The following is a 2,458-nucleotide window of genomic DNA, read 5'->3' as shown; positions in this document are numbered from 1 at the left end:
GATGAATTGTGAGAAGTCAGCAGACGCCATAGTAGTTTGAATCAAACGAAGGGCTGAACAACCTTAAATCTTGAAGAACAAGGAGGTGCAGACATCGCCGCCTAAACGCAGCCAATCATCGTGGCATTTGCCGTAGAGATGACTGCCTATGGAGAGATACGTTGGAAACGGAAGGGTACATAGGAGAGCGTAGGGATGTCGCATGGATATGGAGAAACAAGATGGTATCAACTTAATCGAGAAAGTCATCTCGGATAATAATCTTTGGACAGCATATGAGAAAGTCTATGCCAATAAAGGAGTTCCGGGAGTCGATGGACTAACGGTTTATGAACTGAAAAGTCACATGACGAAGCATTATGAACCGTTAAAACGGAAACTAAGGGATGGAACGTATCAACCACAACCCGTCAAACGGGTGGCCATTCCAAAACCTGATGGGTCAAAAAGATACTTGGGAATCCCTAGTGTCTTAGACAGAGTGGTGCAACAAGCCATTCTTCAAGTCATTGATCCGATTATCGACCCACATTTCTCGGACAACAGCTTTGGTTTCCGTAAAGGAAGAAACGCACACCAAGCGATAGAGAAAGCCAAAGAATATTACCGGGATGGCTACCGAGTCGTTGTAGATTGTGATTTGAAAAGTTACTTTGACACGATACACCACCAGAGAATGCGAGCATACCTTGAATATTTCATTTCAGATAAAATTGTTTTGAAACTGATATGGAAATTCTTACGCTCCGGTATACTTGACAAAGACATCTATATTGAAACGACAAAAGGAACACCTCAGGGAGGTCCACTGTCTCCGCTCTTAGTGTTTTTTGCAATAGAAAAGTGCAGAAAAATGCAATTAAAAATACAGAGATTTGCCACCCTTTAATTCCTTTTTGACAATGCGTTTGACAGTCTATAGCTTTCACCCTGGAATGAGATGATGTGTGCGTGATGAATTAGCCTGTCCACTAATGCTGCTGTTAATCGAGAATCAGTAAAGATTCGATTCCACTGACTAAATTCTAAGTTCGATGTAATAATTATGCTTTTTTGTTCATAAAACTCCGATATAATTTGGAATAATAATTCCGCCCCTTCTTTACTAAATGGTAAGTAGCCCATTTCATCTAAAATAACTAAATCTACTTTCTCCATACGTTTTCTAAATGTTGATAATCGATTCAATCGTAATGCATGTTCTAACTCTTCAACTAAATGGGCAACACGATAAAATCGTACTTCATAACCTTGTTCACAAGCCTTTCTTCCTAGTCCCGTTGCTAAATGTGTTTTTCCCGTCCCAGGTGATCCGACTAAAACTACGTTTTCTCGGTTTTTAATAAAATTCAGACTACACAATGCCTCTTTGGTTAAATGATGAGGGAACCGAATTTGTTCATTCCACTCATAATCTTGTAAACTCTTCTTATCCAAGAACTTAGCCTTTTTTATCAAGCGAGTCGTTCTTGCTTGTTCTCTTAATTTAATTTCCTCTTGAAGAAGCTCATACAAGAATTGTTCAGGTGTATCAAATGATATTTGCTCATATACATCGGCAACATAAGCTAATCTCAATGATTTGCATAGTTCCTTGATATCCTGTTTCATCGAATTGCCCCCTCTCTAGGTGCCAATGAATCATACTTATTCCAATCTACTTCATAAGGATTACTTTCACTAGCTAATTTGTCCTGTGCTATTAATTCATAAAATTCTTCATTAATCCTCTTCAAATCATAAGAAACTAATAAACTAGCTAGGCTTTCTAACCGTTTTCGACGAATGTTTAAATTATCTACTAACAGAAATTCTTTAATTCTACCTGGCAAATACTTGTTATAACGCGAATATTCAACAACCCTGGGCTTCTGAATCCATGTTTTAATTATAGAAAGCCATGGTAATGCTTTTCGCTTTTTCATATATGGACGATAATCATCTAATAAAATCTCTCCGTTAGGTGAAACAACCTTTAGCTGGTCCCAGGTTAATATCAATTGTAACTGACTATAATTTCCGCCTCTCGGTACATGAACTAACATCTGATCAACCTTCACTTCGTTGTATTTATTCACTTTGAACAGTTGCTCTTTAAATACAGGATAAGTTTTTTCTGGTAATGCTAGAAGATATTTCTTTTCTTCCTGCCATAAGTCTTCAATACGCACATTTTTGGAATAATGGATTCTATTACGATCCGCCTCTAATTTAAGAAATATTTGATCGGTTAAATCTTCATAACTATTCATAATCGGTGCTGTAGTAAAGAAGTTATAGCGTACATATCCAACTTTGTTTTCCACATTACCTTTTTCATGTCCACTTCGTGGATTACATACCTGTACATCGAAACCATAATAGTTTTGAAATTGAATGAATTCATCCGTTAATTGAGCCTCTTCCATTTTTGATCTTGTTTTTTTCACCGCTGGAGTTAAATTATCAATTCTTATCT

At 37.1% G+C, this 2,458-nt stretch carries 2 protein-coding genes and 1 pseudogene; 1 reads left to right on the top strand and 2 read right to left on the bottom strand.

The window, feature by feature from the left end; all coding sequences use genetic code 11:
* The first annotated feature begins 208 nt into the window (after window positions 1-208).
* Complete coding sequence (locus tag GJS40_RS12835; protein ID WP_270898255.1) at window positions 209-889, top strand: reverse transcriptase domain-containing protein; 681 nt, start codon at window positions 209-211, stop codon at window positions 887-889.
* Here the strand turns inward: GJS40_RS12835 and istB are convergent.
* Together istB and GJS40_RS12825 are read right to left on the bottom strand one after the other, a co-directional pair.
* Entirely contained in the window at window positions 886-1,611 is a 726-nt protein-coding gene (gene istB, locus GJS40_RS12830; protein ID WP_270898254.1) for an IS21-like element helper ATPase IstB, read from the bottom strand. The two genes, GJS40_RS12835 and istB, sit on opposite strands and share 4 nt — an antisense overlap.
* Window positions 1,608-2,458: pseudogene (locus GJS40_RS12825) on the bottom strand (IS21 family transposase); the annotation flags it as partial. The gene istB and the pseudogene GJS40_RS12825, both read right to left, overlap by 4 nt.

Origin of the sequence: Aliibacillus thermotolerans (assembly GCF_027853235.1) — a bacterium.
GTDB classification, from domain to species: Bacteria; Bacillota; Bacilli; order Bacillales; family Marinococcaceae; genus Aliibacillus; species Aliibacillus thermotolerans.
The sequence above is the reverse complement of the archived record's forward strand: the minus strand, read 5'-3'. Positions and strand labels throughout refer to the sequence as shown.

Coding starts and splice junctions, on each gene's coding strand:
- GJS40_RS12835 (WP_270898255.1), top strand. CDS start 209: ATGGAGAAACAAGATGGTATCAACTTAATCGAGAAAGTCATCTCGGAT.
- istB (WP_270898254.1), bottom strand. CDS start 1,611: ATGAAACAGGATATCAAGGAACTATGCAAATCATTGAGATTAGCTTAT.